The sequence below is a fragment of the Mycolicibacterium chitae genome (genome assembly GCF_900637205.1).
Taxonomy (GTDB): Bacteria; Actinomycetota; Actinomycetes; order Mycobacteriales; family Mycobacteriaceae; genus Mycobacterium; species Mycobacterium chitae.
On the sequence record NZ_LR134355.1, the window covers coordinates 5,245,542 to 5,268,002 of the forward strand.

General features: G+C 69.4%; 21 protein-coding genes and 1 riboswitch. Of the genes, 7 read left to right on the top strand and 14 right to left on the bottom strand.

Translation table 11 applies throughout. The features are described 5' to 3' along the window. Position 1: 1 nt before the first annotated feature. The 5 genes from EL338_RS24960 to EL338_RS24980 are packed head-to-tail and all read right to left on the bottom strand — an operon-like array spanning position 2 to position 4,989. A complete protein-coding gene (locus tag EL338_RS24960; RefSeq protein ID WP_126336244.1) occupies positions 2–1,078 on the bottom strand; it encodes an MCE family protein in 1,077 nt (358 codons plus the stop codon). Then, positions 1,078–2,109, bottom strand: a complete 1,032-nt coding sequence (locus EL338_RS24965; protein WP_126336245.1) for an MCE family protein — start codon at positions 2,107–2,109, stop codon at positions 1,078–1,080. The genes EL338_RS24960 and EL338_RS24965 overlap by 1 nt, the downstream gene beginning before the upstream one ends. After that, positions 2,106–3,290, bottom strand: a complete 1,185-nt coding sequence (locus EL338_RS24970; protein ID WP_126336247.1) for an MCE family protein — start codon at positions 3,288–3,290, stop codon at positions 2,106–2,108. The genes EL338_RS24965 and EL338_RS24970 overlap by 4 nt, the downstream gene beginning before the upstream one ends. Before the next feature lie 14 nt (positions 3,291–3,304). Continuing rightward, positions 3,305–4,162 carry an MlaE family ABC transporter permease gene (locus EL338_RS24975; RefSeq protein ID WP_126333066.1) on the bottom strand — a complete coding sequence of 286 codons (858 nt, stop codon included), beginning with the start codon at positions 4,160–4,162 and terminating at the stop codon, positions 3,305–3,307. Between the two features lie 14 nt (positions 4,163–4,176). Beyond that, positions 4,177–4,989: an MlaE family ABC transporter permease gene (locus tag EL338_RS24980; protein ID WP_126336249.1), complete on the bottom strand. Its 813-nt coding sequence runs from the start codon at positions 4,987–4,989 to the stop codon at positions 4,177–4,179. Between the two features lie 253 nt (positions 4,990–5,242). Between EL338_RS24980 and EL338_RS24985 the strand changes: the two genes are divergently transcribed. Then, on the top strand, positions 5,243–6,016 hold the full coding sequence (locus EL338_RS24985; RefSeq protein WP_126337128.1) for an SDR family NAD(P)-dependent oxidoreductase: 774 nt from the start codon (positions 5,243–5,245) through the stop codon (positions 6,014–6,016). Between the two features lie 26 nt (positions 6,017–6,042). Next, positions 6,043–6,495 carry a hypothetical protein gene (locus EL338_RS24990; protein WP_126336251.1) on the top strand — a complete coding sequence of 151 codons (453 nt, stop codon included), beginning with the start codon at positions 6,043–6,045 and terminating at the stop codon, positions 6,493–6,495. 72 nt (positions 6,496–6,567) lie between these two features. Here the strand turns inward: EL338_RS24990 and EL338_RS24995 are convergent, their stop codons facing one another. The 4 genes from EL338_RS24995 to EL338_RS25010 all read right to left on the bottom strand — a co-directional run bounded on the left by EL338_RS24995 (position 6,568) and on the right by EL338_RS25010 (position 9,496). Beyond that, a complete protein-coding gene (locus EL338_RS24995) occupies positions 6,568–7,173 on the bottom strand; it encodes a CbiQ family ECF transporter T component (protein WP_126336252.1) in 606 nt (201 codons plus the stop codon). After that, complete coding sequence (locus EL338_RS25000; protein ID WP_126336254.1) at positions 7,170–7,856, bottom strand: energy-coupling factor ABC transporter ATP-binding protein; 687 nt, start codon at positions 7,854–7,856, stop codon at positions 7,170–7,172. The genes EL338_RS24995 and EL338_RS25000 overlap by 4 nt, the downstream gene beginning before the upstream one ends. A 22-nt stretch (positions 7,857–7,878) precedes the next feature. Next, positions 7,879–8,496 (bottom strand): biotin transporter BioY, encoded by a 618-nt coding sequence (locus EL338_RS25005; RefSeq protein WP_126336255.1) that lies wholly within the window; start codon positions 8,494–8,496, stop codon positions 7,879–7,881. Between the two features lie 61 nt (positions 8,497–8,557). Next, complete coding sequence (locus EL338_RS25010; RefSeq protein ID WP_235666290.1) at positions 8,558–9,496, bottom strand: SDR family NAD(P)-dependent oxidoreductase; 939 nt, start codon at positions 9,494–9,496, stop codon at positions 8,558–8,560. 183 nt (positions 9,497–9,679) lie between these two features. Here EL338_RS25010 and EL338_RS25015 point away from each other — a divergent pair, with 183 nt between their 5' ends. Further along, positions 9,680–10,132 carry a hypothetical protein gene (locus tag EL338_RS25015; protein ID WP_126336258.1) on the top strand — a complete coding sequence of 151 codons (453 nt, stop codon included), beginning with the start codon at positions 9,680–9,682 and terminating at the stop codon, positions 10,130–10,132. A 2-nt stretch (positions 10,133–10,134) separates the two neighbouring features. On the opposite strand, the gene EL338_RS25020 is transcribed toward EL338_RS25015, so the two are convergent. Further along, positions 10,135–14,529 (bottom strand): cation-translocating P-type ATPase, encoded by a 4,395-nt coding sequence (locus tag EL338_RS25020; RefSeq protein ID WP_126336260.1) that lies wholly within the window; start codon positions 14,527–14,529, stop codon positions 10,135–10,137. 174 nt (positions 14,530–14,703) lie between these two features. Here EL338_RS25020 and EL338_RS25025 point away from each other — a divergent pair, with 174 nt between their 5' ends. Further along, positions 14,704–15,426 carry a (2Fe-2S)-binding protein gene (locus EL338_RS25025; RefSeq protein ID WP_126336261.1) on the top strand — a complete coding sequence of 241 codons (723 nt, stop codon included), beginning with the start codon at positions 14,704–14,706 and terminating at the stop codon, positions 15,424–15,426. Between the two features lie 60 nt (positions 15,427–15,486). Here EL338_RS25025 and EL338_RS25030 read toward each other — a convergent pair whose 3' ends face one another. Next, entirely contained in the window at positions 15,487–16,512 is a 1,026-nt protein-coding gene (locus EL338_RS25030; RefSeq protein WP_126337130.1) for a phosphotransferase, read from the bottom strand. Positions 16,513–16,633: 121 nt separating this feature from the next. Next, positions 16,634–16,818: riboswitch (cobalamin riboswitch) on the top strand. A gap of 63 nt (positions 16,819–16,881) precedes the next feature. Between EL338_RS25030 and EL338_RS25035 the strand changes: the two genes are divergently transcribed. The 3 genes from EL338_RS25035 to EL338_RS25045 are packed head-to-tail and all read left to right on the top strand — an operon-like array spanning position 16,882 to position 19,774. After that, positions 16,882–17,916 (top strand): FecCD family ABC transporter permease, encoded by a 1,035-nt coding sequence (locus EL338_RS25035; RefSeq protein WP_126336264.1) that lies wholly within the window; start codon positions 16,882–16,884, stop codon positions 17,914–17,916. After that, the gene (locus EL338_RS25040) at positions 17,913–18,704 is read left to right on the top strand and encodes an ABC transporter ATP-binding protein (protein WP_126336266.1); all 792 of its coding nucleotides are present in this window, start codon (positions 17,913–17,915) and stop codon (positions 18,702–18,704) included. Before EL338_RS25035 ends, EL338_RS25040 begins: the two co-directional genes overlap by 4 nt. Before the next feature lie 14 nt (positions 18,705–18,718). Continuing rightward, positions 18,719–19,774 (top strand): ABC transporter substrate-binding protein, encoded by a 1,056-nt coding sequence (locus EL338_RS25045; protein WP_126336268.1) that lies wholly within the window; start codon positions 18,719–18,721, stop codon positions 19,772–19,774. A gap of 23 nt (positions 19,775–19,797) precedes the next feature. Here the strand turns inward: EL338_RS25045 and EL338_RS25050 are convergent, their stop codons facing one another. From EL338_RS25050 to EL338_RS25060, 3 genes are all read right to left on the bottom strand, one after another. Continuing rightward, positions 19,798–20,679: a TIGR03854 family LLM class F420-dependent oxidoreductase gene (locus EL338_RS25050; protein ID WP_126336270.1), complete on the bottom strand. Its 882-nt coding sequence runs from the start codon at positions 20,677–20,679 to the stop codon at positions 19,798–19,800. Positions 20,680–20,792: 113 nt separating this feature from the next. Further along, positions 20,793–21,269, bottom strand: coding sequence for a general stress protein (locus EL338_RS25055; protein ID WP_126336272.1), 477 nt, complete (start codon positions 21,267–21,269; stop codon positions 20,793–20,795). A gap of 184 nt (positions 21,270–21,453) precedes the next feature. Further along, a complete protein-coding gene (locus EL338_RS25060; RefSeq protein ID WP_179967134.1) occupies positions 21,454–22,446 on the bottom strand; it encodes a glycoside hydrolase family 6 protein in 993 nt (330 codons plus the stop codon). Positions 22,447–22,461: the final 15 nt, after the last annotated feature.

Consider the following 22,461-nt stretch of genomic DNA (forward strand, 5'->3'; position numbering starts at 1 on the left):
CTCATCCTCCGGGAATGCCGTTGTAGGGGAACGGGAATTCGGCGCGCGGCCCGGCATTGTCGGGCGGCTGACCGGCATCGACGCCCCGGCGGAAGCCGAGCGCGTAGTCGAGGAACGGCTGGATCGCGGGCCCCGGCAGCAGGTTGGCCGGGAACCCGTTGTAGTAGAACCCGTTGTTGACCGCTTCGCCCTGCGTCAACTGGTATTTCGCGAGGCCCTCGAGCGATTGCGTCAGGTTGTCGCGGTTGCGTTCGAGCATCTCGGAGACCCGGTTCAGCTGCTCGAGTGTCGGGGCCAGCTCCTGCTCGTTGTCGTCGACGAGGCCGGACAGCTGCTGGGCGACCGTGGTGGTGTTGGCCAACAGGGTGACGATCGCATGCCGTCGGTCCCGCAGCACGCCGAGCAGATCGTTGGCGTTGAGCAGCAGGCGGTTCACCTGATCGCTGCGCTCGGACAGGATTCCGGTGACGGCCCCGGCGGTGTCGAGCAGGCTGCCCAGCGACTCGTTGCGATTGTTCAGCGACTTCGACAGCCGGCTGACCCCGTCGAAGGTGGGCGCCAGCTGCGGCGCCATCCGCTCGATGGTCTCCGACAGCGTATCCAGCGACTGGTTGATGGCCGCGGTGTCGGTTTCGGCGGTGTTCGAGGTGAATTCGTTGAGGGCGTCGTTGAGCGTGTAGGGCGACGCGGTCCGCGACACCGGGATGACGCCGCGCGCACCGAGGCTGCCGCTGCCGCGGGGTTCGACCACCAGGACTCGTTCCCCGAGCAGCGTGCCGATACTGATCTGCGCCTCGGTGTCGGTGCCGAGGCGCACCTTGCTGTTGACGGCGAACGTCACCAGGGCCTTGCCGGCATCGAGTTCGACGTCGGTGACGGTGCCGACGGTGACGCCCGAAACCTTCACCTCGTTGCCGGCGGCCAGCCCCCCGGCCTCGGCGAACACCGCCTGATACCGGACCGAGGTCGCCATCGACACCAACTGCTGGGGCTGCAGGCCCACCGCGATGATCAGCACGACCAGCACCAGGCCGATGAATCCGGCCCGGACCAAAGAAGATTCGCGATACTTCAGCATCAGGGCTCCTCGCATCTTCCCGTGTTCTGAATGATCCAGGGGAAATAGGCGGTGCGCCCCTCGAGATCCGATACGCGCATCGAGATCCCGCAGAGGTAGAGGTTCAGCCAGCTGCCGTAGGAGCCCAGTCGCACCAGCTTGCGGTAGTTCTTCGGGGTCTTGTGCAGTGCGAGGTCCAGCCGCGCGAGATCCGTGTCGTTCGACAGCAGCGGCGCCAACCGGGTCAGCTCATCCACGGTGCCCGACAACGGCGGCCGCGCCTCGGTGAGCAGATCCGCCAGGGAGGCCGTCCCGTGGTCCAGCGCGGTGATGGCCTCGCCGATCGGGTCCCGTTCCTCGGCCAGCCCGCTCACCAGGCGCTCGAGCCCGTCCACCGCGCCGGAGAACTTCTTGCCGTCCTTGGCGAGCACCGCCAGGGTCTCGTTGAGGTTGTCGATGAGGCGCTCCACGGTTTCCCCGTTGTCGGCCACCGCGTTGGTGAACGACGACGTCCTGGCGAACAGCGACTCGAGGTCCCCGCCTTGGCCCTGCAGGATCTGGATCAGGGAGGCGGTCAGCGTGTTGACATCCTCGGGATCGAGCCCGCGGATGACCGGCTTGAGACCGCCGAGCAGCAGGTCGAGGTTGAGCGCGGGCTCGGTGCGATCGAGTCCGATGTGGGACCCCGGCGGCTGGAGCTTGCCGGACCCGGGTTCATCGAGGAGTTCCAGGTAGCGGTCGCCGACCAGGTTGAGGTAGCGCACCGCGACCCGGGTGCTTTCGGTGAGCCTGATGTGGTCGTCGGCGTCGAAGGCGACCAGCACGGTGTTGTCGGGCTGCAGGTCCACCTTCCGCACGGTGCCGATCCGGATTCCGGACACCCGCACCGAGTCCCCGGTCTTCAGACTCGAAGAGTCCTCGAACAGCGCCGAGTAGCCGTGGGTGGAGCCCGAGCGGTATTGGCTGAAGATCACGAAGAGGCCCGCGGTGAGCAGCACCATCGTGAGACCGAACGCGCCGAACTTTGCGGCGGTTTTCCCGAGCCCGCTCATCCGGGGTGCCCGGTCTGTGCGGTGTTGCGCGGCGGTCCGTCGATGGGCCCGTACAGCGCCTGCTTGAGGGCGTCGGAGTTCAGCAGGATGCCGTCGTTGCCGTACTGCGCGGGGTTGGCGTTGACGTCGGTGATGACGAACGGCGGCCGCTTCTGGAACGGCACCTTGGGCAGGTCGGTGCACTGCGGGCCGCCGGTGGCGGCCACCTTGGGCAGGTTCTGCGGATAGCGATAGCGCTCCTGGCCCAGCACCACGGTCTGCAGGAGCACCCCGCCGGGCATCGGTGTGCCCGGCGCCTTGGCCAATTCGACGGCGCCGCCGATCCCGCAGGTCAGTGCCGGGTGGTACTGGTTGGTGAGGTCGGTGGTGGGGACCAGCAGGCGCATGAGGTCGGTGATCGCCGCCCGGTTGGTACCCACCACCTCGTCGCCCGTATCGGCCAGGCCGATGACGCTGATCAGCAGGGCATCGAGGTGCTGCTGTTCGTCCACCAGCATTTGACTCATCCGGGTCGACGCGGCCACGGTGGTCACCAGGTCCGGCGCCGCATCGGCGTAGGCCCTGAATACCTCTGGGGCCACCGCGATCTCATGCTCCATGGCGGGCAGGCTCGGGTCGATCTTGGCGAGGAACTCGTCGAAGTCGGTCAGCATCTGGCCGATCTGTTCGCCGCGCCCGTCCACGGCGGTCGCCAGGGCGCCGAGGGTCTCGTTGAGTTTGGTGGGTTCGATCTTGTTCAGGACCGAGGACAGCTGTTCGAAGACGGTGTTGATCTCCACGGAGACGTGCTCGGCGCCGAGCACCTGACCCGCTCGCAACGGTTCGGCGGCGGGATCCGCCGGGGGGACCAGGTCGACGAACTTCGAGCCGAACACGGTCGTCGACGCGATGTCCACGGTGACGTTGGCGGGAATGATGTCCATGTAGGCCGGGTCCATCGCCAGGTGCAGGGCAGCGGTCCCGTCGGGCAGGGATTCGATGGATTTGACCGAACCCACTTGGGCGCCATGCAATTTCACCTTGGCGTCGGGGTTCATCACCAGACCGGCCCGTTGCGACAGCACGGTGACGGGGACCGTCTTGGTGAAGTCGCCGCGGAACAACCCGACCGCGACCGCCACCACGGCCAACGCCATCAGCAGGCTGGCCGCTCCCACCAGCTGCCTCTTGTCCAGTGCCATCGCTGCGCTCCGCCCTAACCTGAAAGGTTGAAGTTGCCGTTGGAGCCGTAGATCGACAGGGAGACCAGCAGGGTCACACTGACCACCGCGACCAGCGAGGTGCGTACCGCGTTACCGACCGCGGCGCCGACCCCGGCCGGCCCACCGGTGGCGAAATAGCCAAAGTAGGTGTGGATCAACAAGATCGTGATCGCCATCAGGATCGCCTGCAAAAACGACCACAGCAGATCGATCGGGTTCAAGAACGTATAGAAGTAATGGTTGTACAACCCACCGGACTGCCCGAGCAGCACCACCGTGGTGAACTGCGCCGCCACGAACGACATGATCACCGCGATCGCATACAACGGCGTGATCGCCGTCATGCCCGCGATGATCCGCGTGGAGACCAGATACTCAATCGGCGGGATCCCCATCGACTCCAACGCGTCGACCTCTTCGTTGATCCGCATCGCCCCCAACTGCGCGGTCACCCCCGCACCAAACGTCGCGGCCAACCCGATCCCGGCCACGATCGGCGCAGCGATGCGCACATTGATGAACGCCGACAAGAACCCCGTCAACGCCTCGATACCGATATTGCCCAGCGACGAATACCCCTGGATCGCCAACACCCCACCGGTGGCCAACGTCAAGAACCCGACGATCACCACGGTCCCGCCGATCATCGCCAACGTGCCCGCACCCATCGAGATCTCGGCGATCAACCGGATGATCTCCTTGCGGAAATGCATCGTCGCGTGCGGCACCCCGGCAATCGCGCGACCGTAGAACAAGATGTGATCACCGATACGGGAAAAGAAATCCACCGGCCGGCCCGCCTGGCCGACCAACCGCGGAAACCGCTGCCGTAACAATGTCGAAGTACCCATAGCGTGCGCCCCGCCTAGTTATTCGTCATCTGGATACCGATAGCGGTCACGATCACGTTGATCACGAACAACGCCATGAACGCATACACCACCGTCTCGTTGACCGCATTACCGACCGCCTTGGCACCACCACCGGTGATCGTCAACCCCCGATAACAGGCCACCAACCCCGCGATCAACCCGAACAACGCCGCCTTCACACACGAGATGATCACCTCCGGCACCCCGGTCAACAACGTGATCCCCGCCGCGAACGCCCCCGGATTCACATCCTGGATGAACACCGAGAACACATAACCGCCCAGGATCCCGATGATCACCACCAAACTGTTCAGCAACAACGCCACCAAACCCGAGGCCAGCATCCGCGGAGTCACCAACCGCTGCACCGGGTTGATCCCCAACACCTCCATCGCGTCGATCTCCTCACGAATCGTCCGCGACCCCAGATCCGCACACATCGCCGTCGCCCCCGCACCCGCGACGATCAACACCGTCACCATCGGACCCAACTGCGTCACCGCACCAAAAGCCGCACCCGCCCCCGACAGATCCGCCGCCCCCAACTCCCGCAACAAAATGTTCAACGTGAAGCTGACCAACACCGTGAACGGAATCGCCACCAACAACGTCGGCGCCAACGACACCCGCGCCACAAACCACGACTGCTCCAAAAACTCGCGGCCCTGAAACGGCCTGCGAAACAGGAACTTCACGGCGTCGGCCGACATCGACAGGAGTCCACCGATCGCGTGCATCGGCCCCGACGTGCCCGCGCCGAGTAGCGGCAGTCCTACCGACCAGCGGTCCTGGGCCTTGGTGACCATGTGCCGCAGAACCCTCCCTCACTGGCTACCGAATGGGACAACGACGCGTCGGCGCACCGACCAAGGAGACGGTGACAGCCCGGGATGACCGTTGACACGCGCTGTCCCATCTACCGGGAAGCGTCCGACCTGTACGTATGGGCAGGCGGGAACGTAGCCTCCAGTCGAGAAGTCCACCCCTGTCATCGCCCCGAGGAGTCGCGCCGTGTCGCCGTCCGCCGAAGCACCGCTGTCCCGCTACGCCGCGCGTCGGGTGCTCATCACCGGCGGCGGGTCGGGCATCGGCCAGGCCTGCGTGCTGCGGATCCTCGCCGAGGGCGGCCGGGTGGCGGCCGCCGACATCAGCCCCGACGGTCTCGCCGACACCGTCGCCAAGGCCGGCGAGCACGGCGACCGGTTGTCCACCGTGGTGCTGGACGTCGGCGATGAGGACTCGGTGCGCGACGGCGTGGCGCAGGCCGTGAAGACCCTCGGCGGCCTCGACACGCTGGTCAACGCGGCGGGCATCCTGCGCTCGGCTCACCTGACCGAGACCACGCTCGCCGACTTCGAGCAGGTGCTGCGCATCAACCTGATCGGGACCTTTCTGGTGACGCGGGAGGCCATCGCGGCCCTGCGGGACGGGAAGGGGGCCGCGGTGGTCAACTTCAGTTCCACCTCGGCGCAATTCGCCCATCCCTACATGTCCGCCTACGCGGCCTCCAAGGGCGGCGTGCTGGCGATGACACACACCTGGGCGCTGGAGTTCGCCAAGGCCGGGATCCGCTTCAATTCGGTTCAGCCCGGCTCGATTTCGTCGGGCATGACCGACGGGACCGGCGCCTCGCGGCAGAGCGTGGGCCCCGGGCTCCCGGAGGACGCCGATTACGCGTTGTTCGGCAAGGTGGCCCCGATGCTGCCGCTGGACGGCGGGGCCATCTTCGCCAACCCGGACGCGGTCGCCGGGGTGGTGGCCATGCTCGGCAGCGACGACGCGTACTTCATCACCGGCACCGAGGTCCGCATCGACGGCGGATCGCACATGTGAGCCGTTGTGATTCAGGGAGGTTTCCGGTGAGGATCGTCACGCTGCTGGGCGCCGTCGTGGCGCTGTCGATCGCGGGCCTGTTCGGTTCCCCCGCAGCGAATTCCGAGCCGTTCTTCGCCAACTATTCGCTGGTGATTCCGGACCGGTATGACTTCCATACCTGGACCTGGGCGGTGTCGCACTGCATCCCCGCCGCCGAGGACTGCGCGCACATCTCGGCGATTCCGATGCCCATAGCCAAGGCGTTCGAGTACACCGGCGAGGCACACCTGGTCGACGGCCGCTACACCCTGACCGTCGATGTCCCCGACGGCTTGCGTTGCGGCAACGTGTATTACGGGCCGATAATCCCGACCCGCGATGTGTACTCCTGGGATGTGGCGAGCCTTCAGGGCACGCTGTCGTCGTCGTTTGCGGCGGGCTGTGACGGTGCGCCCGGCGGGACTATCAACTATCCGTTCTCGCTAGTGCGCCTCTAGCCCGGACGCCGAGCGCGCATCGGGTGTACGTCCTACCGGCGTGTCGTGTACACGGGATGCAAGCTCGCGGCGTCAGTCCAGGCCGCGCGCGCTGAGCGCCTCGGCGAACCCGTCGGCGGTGCGCAGCGCGGCCACCACCACCGGCGCGACCACGATCCGCGGCGAGAACCGCAGCCCCCGGGCGCGGCGGGCCTCCTCCACCTCGCGGATGATGTCGATGATCAGCGGGATCGCCCGAATGCTCAGCGCCAGCGCCAACGCCACCTGCTCGACGGGAAAACCGAAGCGCGCCAACGGCCGCATCACCCGGGTCAGCGCCGCCAGCATGTCGGTGGTGCGGGTGCTCGCCGACACCGCCGCGGCCAGCGCGACCGACAGCAGCAGCACCCCGCACACCACCAGCGCCCGGCGCCAGTCGGTAAACAGTAGCTGGAACGCGAAGATGATGGCGATCACCCAGAACACCGGGCGCAGCTGGGCCACAATGGCTTTAGGATTCATCATCCGCGCGGCCGCGAACACCGCGACGACCACCACGGCGGCCACCCCGAGTTTGGCGGGCGTGTCGACCAGGACGGCGGCCAGCGCGATCAGCGCGCCCAGACCGAGGAGCTTGAGCCCGGCGGGCAGCCGGTGCAGCACCGACGTGCCGGGCCGATACACCCCGAGCACGCTCATGTCATGAGCCGTCGGTAGGCGTCCAACGCGACCGCGGGCACGTCGTCGGCGTGAATCCGGCCGTCCTCCAGAACAATCACCCGATCGAAGTCCTCGACCAGCGTCAGGTCGTGGGTGACCACCACCAGCTGGGTGTCCAGCGCCGCGAACGCCGCGCGCAGCATCAGCGCGTTGCGCAGGTCCAGCAGGGTCGTCGGCTCGTCGGCCACCACCACCCGCGGCTCGGTGACCAGCACCGCCGCCAGCGCCAGCAGCTGCTTCTGCCCGCCGGAGAGCAGCTGCGCCGGCTGGTCGGCGTGGCCGGCCAGGCCGAACTGGTGCAGGACCCGCTGGGTGCGCTCGGCGCGTTCGGCACGGCTGAGTCGGTGCCGCGACAGGGACAGTTCGATGTCCTCGGCGACGGTCGGCATGAGGATCTGCCGGTCCGGATCGGTGAAGACGAACCCGACGTTGCGCCGCACCTTGCGCACCGCGCGCCGGGTGTCGAGGCCGTGCACGCGGACGGTGCCCCGGTCGGGGATCACCAGCCCGTTGATCATCCGGGCCAGCGTCGACTTGCCGCTGCCGTTGGCGCCGACCACACCGACCCGGCGTTCGGTCAGGTTCAGCGAAATGTCCTGCAGCACGGTTCGTTCGCCGAACGCGTGGCCGACGCCGTCGAAGACGATGCTGTCTTCAGCCATGCCGTCCTCAGCCATGCTGTCCTCAGCCATCGACGGCCTCGGCCGGCCGTCGCCGCCGGACGGGGATCAGGCCGGGCCAGGCCCGGTGCACCTGTGCGGCCACCAGCGCCGTCACTACGGCCTTGCCGAGATCGCCGGGCAGGTACAGACCGTTGGCCGACAGCGCGGCCCACCAGGACAGGTCGGTGCGCAGCATCAGCCCGGCGGTCCCGAACGCGTAGATCACCACCATGCCGCCCAAGACGTTGATCAGGAACCCCCAGACCACCCGGTAGCGCGGCATCATCGTCGCCGTCAACGCCCCGATCACCAGCACCGCGGGCAGCCAGGCCACGAAGAACCCGGCCGTCGGCGAGGCCAGCGCCACCAACCCCGTGCGGGCACCGGCCAGGATCGGCAACCCGGCCAGCGCCAGGACCGTGAACAGGATGATCGCCAGCGCGCCCTTGCGGGCCCCGAGGATCGAACCGGCCAGCATGACCCCGAGGGTCTGCACGGTGATGGGCACCCCGCTGGGCCCGACGGTCAGCGTGCCCGGCAGCCCGAGCGCGGCCAGCAACGCCGCGAACACGGCGGCCTGCGTCAGGTCCCGCGCGGAGACGGCGAAGCGGCCCGCGGGCTGATCCGCCTGTCCATCCATGCCGTGAATTATCGCCGTCACCGTGGACCGGCCGGCACCGCCTCCCTCGGCACCAGGCAGCTCAGTCGGCGCAGAGGTCCTCCGAAAGGGCCCACAGATCCGCGGCCCGCTGGGGATCCAGCGCGTAGGGGGCCGCGTCTCCGCGGACGGCGCAGTCGGCGAGGTAGAGCCCGCCACGGCCGTCGAGATCGGGCGTGGTGGCCGCCCAGACCTGGGTCGCGGCGCCCTGCTCGGGGCCGACGATGCTGGTCAGGACGCCCGCTGAGACGCCCGCGGACGGCGTGTGCGCCGGCGCGATCTCGCCGAGCGCGGCGAAGTCGGGCCCGGACATGTGCCGGGCCAGCGCGGTCGCGACGACACCGGGGTGCACGGCGAACGCGCGCAACCCGTCCTCGCGGTGTCTGCGGTCGAGTTCGACAGCGTGCTGAATATTGGCGGTCTTCGAGGCGCCGTAGGCCAGGAACTTGTCGTAGGGCCGGCGGCGCCAGTTCGGGTCGTCGAGATCCACGTCGCAGATCAGGTGGCCGTCGGAGGAAAGGTTGACCACGCGGGCGTCGTCGGCCGCCAACAACTCGGGCAGCAGCTGGCGGGTGAACTCGAAATGGCCGAGATGGTTGGTGCCGAACTGCATCTCGAAGCCGTCCTCGGTGTGGCCGAGCGGGGTGAACATCACCCCGGCGTTGTTCATCAGGATGTCGATGACGGGGGCCTGCTCGGCAATCGCGGCCCCGGCGCGGCGCACACTGGCCAGCGACGTCAAATCCAGTTCCACGAGCGAGATCTGGCTCTGCGGCACCTGCTCACGAATCCAGGTGCTGGTCTCCTCCAACGCCGGGCGGTTGCGGGCGGCCAGCACCAGTCGCACGCCCGTGCTCGCCAGCGCACGCGCCGACTCCCGCCCCAGCCCCGACGAGGCCCCGGTGATGACGCAGGTCTTGCCCGTCAGGTCGATACCGTCGACGACGCCCAGAGCTGATGTCGAAGGGACGGGGTCGGTCACTACGCCTCCTGAAGACTGAACGGCTGCCAAATACGCGTTACTGTATCGCTTTCCGGTTATGCCTCGAGGTTTCGCAACATCGCACTCGCCTCGCCGCAACGGTACCGGCACTCGCGCTATATCGGCGCGCAGGAAACCCGCGTAGCCTGGGACTATTCCGGGCGAAATCGAGGTGGACGAACAATGAATATCGTGCATGGGGCGACCCAAATTGTCACCAAGGCGGCCAGTACCACCACCGCTGTCGCCGGCGCGGTCGGCGGCGCGGCCGTCAACGGCGTCATCGGTGGCGCTCAAGGTGTGGTCAAGGGGATCCGGGAGGGCGTGGATTCGGGCAGCAAGTCAACTCCCGCGGCAATCTTGACGATCGGAGCGGTCGCGGCGACCAGCGTTGTCCAATGGCCGGTCGCGCTGGGCGCCGGCGGCGCCGCGCTCCTGCTGAACCAGTTCGCCCGCAACGGCGGTGACTCCGCCCCCGAACCTGCCAAGCTGCGGTCGGTCAACGGCACGTCGACCAGAACGCCGCGCCAAACTGCCCGTAAGGCAAGCAATTCCGCGCCCCGCAAGACGACAAGATCAGCGCCCCGCAAGGCGGCGAAGTCCGCGCCCCGGAAGACGACCAGAGCCCGCTCTTAGCGCTACTGCGATCCGGCGTGCTCGCCGTCGGGCAATCCCGCGTCGCCGAGGCGCTGCCGCACAGCGTCGGCAAGGTTGTTGAGCAGTTCCGGCGCGAGTACGGCGGCCAGAGCCGCGACCCCGGTCGCCCCGAAGGCCTGGCCCCAGCCCACCGGGCCCACCGGAGTGCACCCGAAGATCTGGCTCAGCCCGGGCGTGCTGATGATGCCCGCCAATACCGCGAACGAGCCGAGCGCCGTCAGCACCACCAGGCGATCCCGAGAATCGGTCAGGGTCTGCGCAAGCTGGGTCGACACCAAACCGATCAGCGCCACCGTCGAAGCTCGGCTACGCGTACCGGTCACGCTCGCCATCACCCACGCCAACGTGGCACCCAACGTGGTCGACGCACCGCGAATGCCGATGGCGCGCCACATGGCCGACTCGTCGCGATCCGCAGCCTCGGTGTTGTTCTGCGCACTGACCGCCAGGGCCGCGGCGGGCAACGCATCGGTGAGCATGTTGACCAGCAGCATCTGGCGCGCGTTGAGAACAGATCGCCCGGTCAGCACGCTGGTCAGCAACGCGAAGGCGATCTCGCCGGCGTTGCCACCCAGCAGCATCGAGACCGCCGACTGGACTCGTCGCCACAATTGCTGCCCCTCGTCGAGGGCGTCGATCAACGCCTCGATCCGGCCGTCGAGCAGGATCATGTCGGCGGCGGTGCGGGCGGGGTCACTGCCGCGGGCGGCCACCCCGATCCCGACGCTGGCGGCCCGGATGGCCGCGGCGTCGTTGGCACCGTCGCCGACCATGGCGGTCACCACGCCGCTGCGTTCCAAGGTCTGCACCACGTCGATCTTGTGTTCCGGCGTCATCCGCGCGAACACCACCCGGGACCGGACCGCCTCGGCCTGCTCGTCGGCGGACAGCTGCTCCCAGTCCCCGCCGGTGATCACCTGGTCGGCGTCGACCTCCAGGCCCAGTTCGCGGGCGACGACGGTGGCGGTGAGCGGGTGATCGCCGGTGATCAGCCGGACTCCGATACCGCGGCGGTTCAACTCGTCCAACACCATCGGCGCGCTTTCGCGGGGTGTGTCGGTCAACCCGAGTAGGCCCATCGGAGTCAGATTGGAGCGGCAGAACTCCTCGAACTTCGCCGGATCGGCGATCGCGGCGGCGGCCTGCTGCTCGCTGAGTTCGCGGGTGGCCACCGCCAGCACGCGGAACCCCTCGGCGGCCATCGCATCCAGCCGCTTGGTCAGCGCCCCGTTGGTCCGGGTCAACGCCGAGACGAGCACCTCGGGGGCGCCCTTGATGGTCAGTCGGTTGCCCCGGATGGCCGCCGCGAACGGCCGGCCGGCCTGGAAGGGCAGGAAGCCGTCCCGCTCCACCTCCGCGCGGGCGGCCGTCTTGTCCTTGCCGAACACCGCCCGCCGGATGGCGTCGTCGGTCGCGTGCAGGGCGCGTTTACCCGGCTGGGAGAACGTCGTGCTCAACGCGGCGTCGAGCACCTCGTCCTCGGTCCAGTCAGCCAGCGGCCGAGTTGACCTGACCCGCAGCCGGTTCTGGCTGAGCGTGCCGGTCTTGTCGAAGCACACCACCTCCAGGCGAGCCAGCGCCTCGATGGAATGCGCGTTGCGGATCAGTACCGACTCGCTGCTCAGCCGGCGCGCCGCGACCAGCTGGGCCAAGGTCGCCACCAGCGGCAGGCCCTCCGGGACCGCCGCGACGATCAACGACACGGCGCTGCCGACGGCCGAGCGGACGGGCGTACCCCTGGCGATGCTCAGCAGCCCGACCATGGCGCCGCTGGTCACGCTGAACGGCAGGGCCCGCTTGGTGAGCCGGCTCAGTTGTCGGTGCAGACCGATCTCCCGCGCCCCCTGCGGCGCCATCGCCATCGCGCGGCGCATCTCGGTGCGCGACCCGACCGCGGTGACCACGGCGATCGCCGTGCCGGCCACCAGCGTGCTGCCGGTGTAGAGCATGCCCGACCGTTCGGCCAGCGGCGCCCCCGGCGTGGGTTCGGTCGACTTGGGTACGGGCAGGGATTCGCCGGTCAGCGACGACTCGTCGCTCTCCACGTTCGACGCCTCGATCAGCCGGGCGTCGGCCGGGACCACTTCGCCCGCATTCACCTTGATCACGTCGCCGGGCCGCAACCGGTCGGCGCGCACCTTCTCCCAGCGGTCCTCGTCATCGGGGCCGACGCGGCGCCGGGCCAGCGGCTCCTCGTCGACCAGCAGCCGGCGCAGGACACGCTCGGCATGCAGTTGCTGCTGAGACGACAGCGCCGCGTTCGCGACGAGCACGCCGCCCACCAGTGCCGCGTCGAAGGGCGATCCGAGCAGCGCGCTGGCCACGGCCCCGGTGGCCAGCAGCGGGGTGATCGGGTCGGATAGGTTGGCCCGCATCTCGGCGGCGAAGTCCCGGGTGAGCTCCCACGACCAGGCCGTGCCGCGCTGCGCCCAGCGCAGCAGTTGCGCGGGGTCACGGCCGTTGATGTCCGGACGGAGTTCGTCCGGCGGCCGCGGCAGCAACCGCTGTACCTCGGTAGTCGGTATCGCATGCCAGTCGTGGGTGGGCTCCGGCTGCGGTAGCGGATCGTCGAATACCTTTGCTCCCGAACGGAACCCGGTCCACAGGCCGCCGAGCACGCCGACGTTGACCGAATCCGACCCGCGGCCGACCACCCCGGGGATCAGCATCAGCGCGCCGATCGCGGTGCTCGACGCCGCCAGCCGGATGCCCTTGGCGGTCGCCGAGCGCGCCGCCGGCATGGCGTGCAGCACGCGCCAGGCCGCGACCAGATCGGGGACATGGACGTCGGCGCCCCAGGGCGGTCGCTCGTCGTCACCGGAAATTCCGATCGTGACGTCGGCCGCGTGCGGTAGTTCCATGCCCGCCGTGGTGAGCAACGCGACGGTTTTGTCGTCGGCCTTCAGTTCGGCGACGAGGGCGGCAAGTGCATCGTCGACGGGGCCGTCGAGTGGATAGAGCTGGTCGAAACCCTGCGCCAGCGACCGCAGGCCGGCGTCGTCGACCGATACCACCCGCGCCGGTGTCCGGCGGGCTTCGGCGACCACCGCCGCGGCGAACGGGTTGCGGACCGGGCTGACAAGCGCCGCGCCGGCGCGCCCGGCTCCCGGAATACTCGACAACGAATGCCAGCCGGGCTCGAGCCCGCCGTCGTCGAGCGCGGCCTGCACCGCCTGCCAGCCCCGAGTGCGTTCGGAGTTGGTGACGCCGGTCAGGCGCGTGACGGACAGGTGGTCGGTGTACAGCGCGCGGGGATCGATGACGATCGCATCCACCCGATCCAGCGCCCGCAGCGCCCGGGGCCGCACCACCAAGGCGTCGTGGTGCGCGGTCAGCCCGCGCGTCATCGAACAACCGAATGCTTCTCGCGTGGCCCGCGACGGTTTGGGCGCGGTGATCAGGGCAGCCCCCGCACCGACGGTGGGATTGCGGGAAACCGCGCCCAGGATGGCGGCGGCGGTCACGCCGACCCAGCCGATCCGGTCGGCGTACCGTTCGCCGGCACCCATGTCGAATTCGAGGGTGCCGCGCTGCGGTTCGCCGGTCGCCGGCGCATGGTCGGTCAGTCGGGGTTCGTGGCGGTGCCATGCCTCCCGCACGTTCCAGGCCTCCGCCGCCAGCATGCTGCGCGTCGCCAGCTCGGCGGCCGCCGCCGACGGTGAGGTGGTCAGCGCCGCCGACGTCGAGGTCGCCAGGCTGAACAGCAGGTCCGCACCCTCGCGACCGAGGCGTCGTTCGACGAGGCGACGAATCCGTGGGATGTGATCGGCCATGGTGGGCACGGCCACCACGGCTTCGGACACCCGCGGTAGCCGCAGCGCCGTCCCGGTCACCGCCATGCCCAGGCTGACGGCGGCCGCCGCAGCACCCAGGCTGCGAGCGGCCAACAGTTCGTCGTCCCAGGGCAGCGTCAGCGGCCGGTGCCGCCCGCTGTCGTCGCGGACCGAACGTTCGGCTTCGGCCACTACGGCCGCCAGGTCGGTCGATGCGGCGCCGGACTCGACGGTGACGACGACCCGCGACATCGAACGGTTCAGCACCGCGTCGCTGACGCCGGGGACCGCCCGCACGGCGGCCAGCACTTTGTCCGCGACCGCATCGGCATCCGTACCACCGAGTCCGCGTACCTCGATCCAGCGGCGGGCACCGCGGCGGCTGGTGCGACGTGCCGGGGGGCCGCCCGCGGCCTCGAGGGCCATGTTTGTCGCGGCTCGCGCCAACGTACCCGCTGACGTGGCGACACCGTCGACCACGCCGCCGGCGGTATCCGCGACTGCCCGGGTGGCACCGAGAGCGGCATCGCCGGTCAACAACGCGGTGCCGGCCACGACCTGAACGGCGCGAAACGCTGTCCCGAAAAGACCCACGTCAATCATCCCCGCAGCGATGCCGCTGCGGCGCCAACGACCCGCCGAGTTCGTGACGCGCCATCAAGTCACCTGTCATCTCTGTCCAGCACCAACCTTCGCACAACGCCGTTGGGTACCCACTCTGGCCCAGGATCAACGCGGTTGCACGTCGAGCCGCAGTCTTCGGTAGGTTCGACGCCGATGCCCGACACCGACTTTGAGCTCGCCCACGCACCGGTGGCCGATCCCGAGGCCGTGCGCGCGGCGGTGCAGGACGCCGTCAGGTTCGGGCCGTACTTCGGCTGGCACGTCGGCCCCGTCACGACGGTGCTGTCCCGCCGGGAGTTGCACGAGCCGACGCAGCTGCGATCGCTGCTGGACGCGGTCGGCGTCAGCGTCGGCTCCGACGAGGGGCGCGTGGTGGCCTCGACCCTGCATTACGGCTTCGCGGCCCGCTGCTGGTCGCTGACGCTGGGCGTGTGGCAGCGCGGCGGGGTGGTGCTCGACCTGGACGGCCTGGGCTACGTCGTGAACCCGTCGGGCTCAGTGGATTTGACCCTCAACGACTTTCGCGGCTGGGACGGCAGCGCGCTGAGCGCCTCCGAGGTGGCCGACGTCATGGCCGCGACGGTGATCGCCGATCAGTTCGAGGGGTTCCACACGGCGCTGCGCGCGGTGGCGCGGGTGGCCGACGGATTGCTGTGGGGCAACGCGGCCTCGGCGCTGTCGTCGGGTGCGCGCCGGATCGCCGCGGGCCGCTCCGATGACCGGGTCACGCCGGTGGCGACCGCGCTGCTGGCCCGGCACCCGCTGGCCGGCAAGATGACCGCCGCCGCGACGGGCCCGTGGCGCCGGAACACCTGCTGCCTGTGGTACCGCACCCGGGACCACACCAAGTGCGGCGACTGCCCGCTGGTCGACTGAGCGCCTGGTCGCCGAGGGTTCGGGTGTTGCACGCGTTTCGCGGGTAGCCCCGCGAACAACTCAGCCCTCGGCGATCTCGGCGATGGCCGCCGCAGAATCCAAGTCGCCGAACGCGATTGCGTACCGCTGGGCCAGCGCGACGGCCACCTCGGCGCGCTGCCACATGCCGCCGTCGGCGCTGGCGGTGACCAACCACAGCGCCAGGCCGTGGGCCACCGATGCGCGGTAACGCAACCAGATCTCGTCGGCCGACGGCAACTCGTCGCCCGGCAGGCCCAGCGCACCGCGGTACTCGTCGAGCAGGGGCCGTTCGTGCGCGCGGCGGTCCTCGGTGGTGACCGCGCCCTGCAGGAAGTAGCCGACGTCCAGCGACCAGTTGCCGCGTCGCGCCATCTGCCAGTCGAGGAAGCCGACCTCGCCGGCGGGCGTGAGGTAGGTGTTGCCGATGTGGGCATCCCCGTGCAGCAGGGTCTGTGGCGAGGTGGTCAGCGTCCCGATGTAGGGCTTCCAGATCGACTCGACGAGTTGGTCGATGCTCAACTCCAGCACCGCGCGTGGTGTCTCGTCGGCGTCGAGGCGTTCCAGCGCCGAGGGCAGCGGCGCGTACTGCAGACCGTCGAACGCCACGAACGGTTCGAGCCAGCCCAACTCGGGATGGCCCAGGACGCGCCGGCCCCAGAAGCGTCCGTGCAGGCGGCCCAGCGCCCGCATTCCGGTGGCGGCCTGCTCCACCGACAGCGGCCGCAGCGAATCCCGGGGGTCGGCGCCGCGCGCGGACAGGTCCTCCATCACCAGGCAGAAGTCGTAGGCGTCCTCGTCGGCGATCGCGGCGTAGACCAGCGGGTGCTCGAGCGGGAGTTCCACGCCGGAACTGAACAGCCGCGGTTCGTGGAACATGCCGCTGGTCATCCGGATCAGATCCTTGTGGGCGGGGTCGGCGGCCTTGACGAACACCGTCGCCGGCCCCTCGCCCGTCGTATATGTCAGCCCCAGGCGGGCGCGCCGGTTGGTGCCGTCGTCGCGCAGTTCGACGCGCACCTTGTCGACGACGGCGTCGGGGTGGCGCTGCGCCAACGCGGCGGTCATCCACTCGGGGGTGATCTCGTCCAGGTTCGCGGGCACGGTCAGGGACAAGGTTCACTCCTCGGTAGTTACGACACGGTTCGTGTTTGTAACGGTCCGACAGTACCGAACTCGCGCATTGGTAGCCTCACCGGCAGAGAACGGTCGCATCCGCCTGATAGCGGGTGTCAGGGAACCCGGTGTGAATCCGGGACTGGCGCGCAGCGGTATGGGAGACGGGCTCGACACTGGCCACTGGGAGCAATTCCGGGAAGGCGTCGAGTTCGAACGATCCCGAGTCCGAAGACCTGCCGATCTCGCTGAGTCCACCGAGTAACTCGCGCACAGTTACCCAGACTTCAAAGGCAAGACGTGCAGAAGACGGCTGTTCCGATGACACGACGGCTCCGCGCCGGCCCGCTGACCGCGCTGCTGGCCGTCCTCACGGCCGTGAGCATTCTGTTGTCGGTGGCCTTCGGGGCCGAACACATCCCGATCGGTGACGTCTGGCGCACCATCGTCGGGCGGCTCGGCGGCGACGTCGCGGACGCGGCGTACGACGTGATCATCTGGGATCTGCGGCTGCCCCGCTCGGTGCTCGCCGCGGTCGTGGGTGCCGGCCTGGCGCTGGCGGGGGCGCTGATGCAGGCGCTGGTCCGCAACCCGCTGGCCGAGCCCTACCTGCTCGGGGTGTCCGCCGGGGCGGCGGTCGGCGCGACGGCCGTGATGACCCTCGGCGCGCTGGCCGGCCTGGGGGTGTGGGCGCTGTCGGGCGGCGCGCTGCTGGGCGCGCTGGTCGCCACCGTCACGGTGTACACGGTGGCCCGTGCCCAGGGTGGGCTGACGGCGCTGCGGTTGATCCTCTCGGGGGTGGTGCTGTCCTCGGCGTTCATGGCGCTGTCGTCGCTGCTGGTGTTCACCGCCGGTGACCCGCACGCCGCCGAGGGCGTGATGTTCTGGATGCTGGGCAGCGTCGCCGGCGCGACGTGGGCGAAGGTGCCGCTGGCCGGCGCGGTCGTGGTGATCACGCTGGCGGCGATGCTCGCGATCCACTCCTGGCTCGACGCCTACGCCGCCGGGTCCGACACCGCCACCTCGCTGGGCGTCCCGGTGCGCGGCCTGCGCACCACGCTGTTCGTCATCCAGGGCGTGCTGGTGGGGGTGCTGGTCGCCGTGTCCGGGGGCATCGGGTTCGTGGGGCTGATCGTCCCGCACGCGGCGCGCCTGGTGGTCGGCGCCACGCATCGGGCGATGCTGCCGGTCGCGGTGTGCGGCGGGGCGTTGTTCCTGGTGTGGGTCGACGTGATCTCGCGGGTCGCCGCCGCCCCGCGCGAGATGCCGCTGGGCATCCTCACCGGGCTGATCGGCGCACCCATCTTCCTGTTCCTGATGGGCCGGCGGCGCTACGAGTTCGGGAACAGCTCATGAGCGCTTCGGCGACGGTACGCGCGCAGGGTCTGCGGTGTTGCCGCGGCACCCGGACCATCGTCGCCGGGGTCGAACTGGACGTCCCGGCCGGGACGCGACTGGCCGTCGTCGGCCCCAACGGCGCCGGCAAGAGCACCCTGCTGCGCGCGCTGGCCGGCCTCGACGCCCCGGCCGACGGTGCGATCCGGGTCGACGGTGACGATCTGCGCCGGCTGTCCGCGCGGCGCCGGGCGCTGACGATCGCGTTCGTCGGCCAGGAGGAGCGGCCGTCCGGCGAGCTGACGGTCGCCGAGGCGGTCGGCCTGGGCCGGACCCCGTATCGGCAGCCGTGGTCGGTGGCCGCCGCCGAGGATCGCGGCATCATCGACGACGCGCTGGGCGCAGTTGGCCTGGGCGGCTGGGGAAATCGGCCCTGCACTCAGCTGTCCGGCGGCGAGCGGCATCGCGTGGTGCTGGCCCGGGCCCTGGCCCAGCAGACCGCGGTGCTGGTTCTCGATGAACCCACCAACCACCTCGACGCCGCCTGGCGGCTGCGCCTCATGCAGGTCCTCGACCAGCTGGAATGCACCGTGATTGCGGCCATGCACGACCTGGACCTGGTCCTGCGACACTTCGACGCGGTCGCCGTCGTCGCCGACGGCGGGATCCTGGCGCACGGCCCGCCCACCGAGGTGCTCGATGCCAGCCTGCTCCGGAAGGTCTTCGAGGTCGCCGGGGACGTCGTCCCGCATCCGGCCACCGGCCTGCCCTATCTCCTGCTCACCCACGTCGACCCGGCGTCCAACTGATCGAAGGTAATCTGATGAAGTTCATTGCCGCTCTGGCCATTCCGGTACTGGCGGGCGGACTGACCGCCTGCGGTTCGGTCTCCGACGACGTGGCGGTCGACACGGTGACGGTCACCAATTGCGGCGCGGAGGTGACGTACGGCCAACCGCTCGAGCGGTTGTTCGTCAACGACGGCGGGATGATCGCGATCGCCCTGGCCGCCGGGGCCCGCGAGCAGATGACCGCGGTGAGTTCCATGGCCCGCGACGTCGACGTCCTTCGGCTGGTGTACGGCGAACAGGTCGACACCCTGAACGAGGTCGCACCCGCCCAGCCGTCACTGGAGAACATCGTCGGCGCCCGGCCGCAGGTGCTCTACGCCGGCTACAACTACGGCATGGGCGAGGCCCGCGGGATCACCCCGGAGATACTGGCGCAGCACGGGATCGACGTCTATCAGCTCTCGGAGGCGTGCCGGCCCGTCGAGGGCGAACGCGTCCGCGGCACCATGGATCCCTGGGTCGCCCTCGACACCGACCTGCGCAACATCGGGACCATCACCGGCAACGCCGATATCGGCGCGCGGGCCGCCGACGAGGTCGCCGAGCGGCTCGAAACCCTGCGCGCCGCACCGCAACCCGAGCAGACGCCGACGGTGTTCGTGTTCGACAGCGGCACCGACACCATCTTCTCGTCCGGGGCCTTCGGCGGGCCGCAGGGCATCATCGACGCGGCCGGGGCGCGCAACGCGACCGAGGACGTGCAGGACACCTGGACCACCGTCAGCTGGGAACGCATCAGCATCGCCGACCCCGACGTCATCGCGTTCGTCGACTATCCGGGCCAGTCCGTCGAGGAGAAGATCGCCGCGCTGCGCGGCAATCCCGCGAGCCGGAACCTGAAGGCGGTCCGGGAGAACCGGTTCATCAACTTCCCCTACGCCATGTGGGTGTCCAGCCCGCTGAACATCGATGCCGCGGAAGTACTGCGGTCGGTGCTCGAAAGCCACGGGCTGGCACCGGAATCGGGGATCACGCCGCAGTTGGACGTCCGTCAGCTCGGTCTGGCCGGTAACGACTGGCTGGAGTAGGGTGACCCGGCACGCTTCGGGCCTCAGTTCTGGCGCGGCAGCATCTCTCGAACGAATTCGTCGATGAAGTCCGCACCGCCGCTGCCGCCCGCGGGTCTGATCACGAACTTCGTCAATCCGGCTTCCAGATAACCGTCGATCTGGCGATGCAACTGCGACCAGTCCGTCGCGACGAGCTCCGAAGGGTCGACATCGGGGCGCTGGCGACGGATCGCATCCAGCGCCTGCTGTGGCAGCGCGCCGTCGCCGACGGCAATGTTGATCCCGTAGTGATCCTCGGGCACCGCGCGTCCAGCCGCCCCAGCCGCGGCGCGGATGGCCGCCACCGCTCCCCCGGCTTCCGTGGGTGTCAGGAAGCTGCCGAGCCATCCATCGGCGTAGGTACCGACTCGTTGGTATCCGGCCGGTGACGAGCCACCAAGCCAGATATCCAGCGGCTTGACCGGTTTAGGGAGGATCTCGACGTCCCGCACGGAGAAGAATGCGCCGGTGAACGTGACGTTGTGGTCGTGCAGCACGGTTCTCAGCAGCGCCAGCGACTCGTCGAACACGGCGGCCCGTTGGCCCGTGGGCACCTCGAAGAGCTCGCGCTCGGCGGGTACCGCCGAGCGGAGCCCGAATACCGGTAACACCCGGCTGGGCGCGAGCGCCGCCAGCGAAGCCAGTTGTTTGGCGACCAGCACCGGGTGCCGGCCCGGCAGCACTGCCACCGACGTGCCCACCTTCAACTGCGTGGTGCGGGCCAGGGCGAATGCCATACCGATGAATGGATCAACTGCCGGCGTGTACAACAACTCCGAGAACCACAATGAGTCGATACCTGCGTCCTCGAGACGATCCACCGTCCCCGACAGGTCGGCGGGCGGAACGTCCAGGCCGACGCTAACGCCGAACCGGACCTTCATTGCACACTCCTCGTTCGACTGGCTCAGTGAGCGGACGCACGCGTCGGCCGGAGACGCCCCTTACAAGCGGGAGACCCCAGCCCACTCGCGCTGAGAGATGATGGCGCCGAGAGTTACAGGCCCTGGGTGTAGCGCGCGGCGTCACCGGCGTACTGCGCGGTCACGCACACGTCATAGCGCTGGGCCTCCAGCGTCTGGATGCTGGAGAAGTCCCGCTCGCCGCCGGTGGCCAGGTGCGCGACGAAGCCGAACACCGCGCCCCAGAACGCGCCGATGGCCAGGGCGACCAGCATGGTCACGATCCACACCGGGCCCAGGGTGAAGATCGACAGCAGCAGACCGATCAGCAGGCCGAACCATGCGCCGGCGCCCGCGCCGGACAGTGCCGCGCGGCCCTTCGTCATCCGGCCGGTGATCCGCTCGACGGTGCGGACACCGTCGCCGATGATGCGGACGTGCTCGACGGGGAAGCCGCCGTCGGACATCCGGTCCACGAGTCGCTGCGCGTCGACGTACTTGGTGAACGACGCGATGACCTGCCGGTCGGTGTTGGCGCCGACCTGGTCGGGCCGGCCGCTGGGATTCGTCACTGCTACCTCCGTAGATTCACTCGGCGCGAGGGGCGCCGGTCTGCGTGGGAGTACCCAATGCTCGCGAATCTATCGACGGGGCCGTGCCGAGGGGGCGCAAACTACGAGATTGTGGCGGCGTGTTGCCCGGGAACATGCACGTTCGCGGGGAAGGGTGAGGGCCCGCGGGGAAGGCAGCGGCCCGCTAGATGCCGGCGTTGCGGGCCAGCTCGAGGGCGTAGCTGTTGTCCCAGGTCCCGGCCGGGGGATGGCCGTTGCAGGCACCGTCGGATTCGCCGGGGCGCTTGACCCACAGGTAGGCGTCGACGTTCGGGCTGGCGGTCGCCGTGGTGGGCGCCGAGCCCAGGGCACGACCGGCCGGGTTGCACCAGTACAGCTCGTCGTCGGTGGCGCCGCGGCCGTTGCGCGAGGTGTCGATGACGTAGGGCTTCCCGCCGGTCATCCCCGAGATCGCGTCGCCGAAGCCGATCTGCTCGTCGGTGGTGAAGAAGTTCGCGGTGTTCAGGCTGAAGCCGCGGGCCTTGGCCACGCCAACCTCGTTGAGCATCCCGGCCATGGCCTCGGCGCCGACCCAGCGCGAATGGCCGGCGTCGATGTAGACCGCCGTCGCGGGGTTGGCGGTCAGCCGGTCCACCGCGTAGCGGATCAGGTCGAGGCGCTCCTGCCGCTGGTCGGGCGACAGGCAGTCGGCCATGGCCAGCGCGTCGGGCTCGAGGATGACCGCGGCCGGTCCCGAGCCGATGGCACCCGCGACGCCGTCGATCCAGCCCTGATACGCCGAGGCCGACCCGAACCCGCCGGCGGCATAGCTGCCGCAGTCCCGGTTGGTGATGCCGTAGAGCGCCAGGATCGGCATGGTCCCCGCGGCCTGCGCGGTCGCGATGTACTTCGCGTCCACCGACGGCGTGGACCGGTGGTCCATCCAGTACGCCTGCGGGGTGTTGGCGATGTAGTCCAGCTCCGGGCTGCCCCCGGCGCTCTTGGCCGCGCGCATGGCCGCCGAGTTCGGGTTGACGTAGAAGGTCTGCCCGGCCAGCGGGTTGCCGTCGGCGGTCAGCCGCACCTGCGGGGCGGGAACGATCTGCGCCGGTTCGGCCAGGAATCCCATGCCCGCCACGGCGGCCACGGTCAGGAAGGGGGTCATCCAGCGAGCGACTGCTCCGAGGGCTGAGGACATCACCCCAGGAAACAT

What these genes read in the sequence shown, in the direction of transcription:
- EL338_RS24960 (WP_126336244.1), bottom strand. Translation starts at nt 1,078, where the DNA reads ATGCTGAAGTATCGCGAATCTTCTTTGGTCCGGGCCGGATTCATCGGC.
- EL338_RS24965 (WP_126336245.1), bottom strand. Translation starts at nt 2,109, where the DNA reads ATGAGCGGGCTCGGGAAAACCGCCGCAAAGTTCGGCGCGTTCGGTCTC.
- EL338_RS24970 (WP_126336247.1), bottom strand. Translation starts at nt 3,290, where the DNA reads ATGGCACTGGACAAGAGGCAGCTGGTGGGAGCGGCCAGCCTGCTGATG.
- EL338_RS24975 (WP_126333066.1), bottom strand. Translation starts at nt 4,162, where the DNA reads ATGGGTACTTCGACATTGTTACGGCAGCGGTTTCCGCGGTTGGTCGGC.
- EL338_RS24980 (WP_126336249.1), bottom strand. Translation starts at nt 4,989, where the DNA reads ATGGTCACCAAGGCCCAGGACCGCTGGTCGGTAGGACTGCCGCTACTC.
- EL338_RS24995 (WP_126336252.1), bottom strand. Translation starts at nt 7,173, where the DNA reads ATGAGCGTGCTCGGGGTGTATCGGCCCGGCACGTCGGTGCTGCACCGG.
- EL338_RS25000 (WP_126336254.1), bottom strand. Translation starts at nt 7,856, where the DNA reads ATGGCTGAAGACAGCATCGTCTTCGACGGCGTCGGCCACGCGTTCGGC.
- EL338_RS25005 (WP_126336255.1), bottom strand. Translation starts at nt 8,496, where the DNA reads ATGGATGGACAGGCGGATCAGCCCGCGGGCCGCTTCGCCGTCTCCGCG.
- EL338_RS25015 (WP_126336258.1), top strand. Translation starts at nt 9,680, where the DNA reads ATGAATATCGTGCATGGGGCGACCCAAATTGTCACCAAGGCGGCCAGT.
- EL338_RS25020 (WP_126336260.1), bottom strand. Translation starts at nt 14,529, where the DNA reads ATGATTGACGTGGGTCTTTTCGGGACAGCGTTTCGCGCCGTTCAGGTC.
- EL338_RS25025 (WP_126336261.1), top strand. Translation starts at nt 14,704, where the DNA reads ATGCCCGACACCGACTTTGAGCTCGCCCACGCACCGGTGGCCGATCCC.
- EL338_RS25030 (WP_126337130.1), bottom strand. Translation starts at nt 16,512, where the DNA reads ATGACCGCCGCGTTGGCGCAGCGCCACCCCGACGCCGTCGTCGACAAG.
- EL338_RS25035 (WP_126336264.1), top strand. Translation starts at nt 16,882, where the DNA reads ATGACACGACGGCTCCGCGCCGGCCCGCTGACCGCGCTGCTGGCCGTC.
- EL338_RS25040 (WP_126336266.1), top strand. Translation starts at nt 17,913, where the DNA reads ATGAGCGCTTCGGCGACGGTACGCGCGCAGGGTCTGCGGTGTTGCCGC.
- EL338_RS25045 (WP_126336268.1), top strand. Translation starts at nt 18,719, where the DNA reads ATGAAGTTCATTGCCGCTCTGGCCATTCCGGTACTGGCGGGCGGACTG.
- EL338_RS25050 (WP_126336270.1), bottom strand. Translation starts at nt 20,679, where the DNA reads ATGAAGGTCCGGTTCGGCGTTAGCGTCGGCCTGGACGTTCCGCCCGCC.
- EL338_RS25060 (WP_179967134.1), bottom strand. Translation starts at nt 22,446, where the DNA reads ATGTCCTCAGCCCTCGGAGCAGTCGCTCGCTGGATGACCCCCTTCCTG.